Origin of the sequence: Virgibacillus sp. M23, from assembly GCF_034190895.1 — a bacterium.
GTDB classification, from domain to species: Bacteria; Bacillota; Bacilli; order Bacillales; family Amphibacillaceae; genus Virgibacillus; species Virgibacillus salarius.
The window spans coordinates 1-422 of the sequence record NZ_JAWDHA010000311.1 but is presented as its reverse complement, the minus strand read 5'-3'; the positions used below and the strand labels follow the sequence as shown (position 1 = coordinate 422).

1 protein-coding gene is annotated in these 422 nt (G+C 32.0%); it reads left to right on the top strand.

The window, feature by feature from the left end; all coding sequences use genetic code 11:
- Positions 1–411 (top strand): transglutaminase family protein (locus RVS70_RS22715; RefSeq protein WP_321135001.1); only part of this gene is annotated, 411 nt, incomplete at its 5' end.
- Between the last annotated feature and the right edge of the window lie 11 nt (positions 412–422).

The following is a 422-nucleotide window of genomic DNA, read 5'->3' as shown; positions in this document are numbered from 1 at the left end:
GTAACTTGTAATGCTTCAGAAGTATTAACCTTTAAAGAGGGAATTTGCTATGCAAAGTCAAACCTATTAGCTGCCCTATTGCGATCAGAAGGAATACCGACAGGCTTTTGTTATCAGCGTTTAATGTTGTTTAATACGCCAGATAAGGGATATTGTATTCACGCATTAAATGCTGTATTTTTTCATTCACTTAAAAAATGTATTCGATTAGATTATCGCGGTAATAAAATAGGAATTGACGCTCAATTTTCACTTGATAAAGAGAGATTAGCATTCCCAATTCGACAAGAATTTGATGAAATCGACTATCCTTTGATTTATATAAGACCACATCCAAAAACAATTGCAGTTTTAAAAGAAAATAAAGATGCTATCGAGATGTATAAACATCATTTACCCGAAAGGATATAATTGTTTATAAG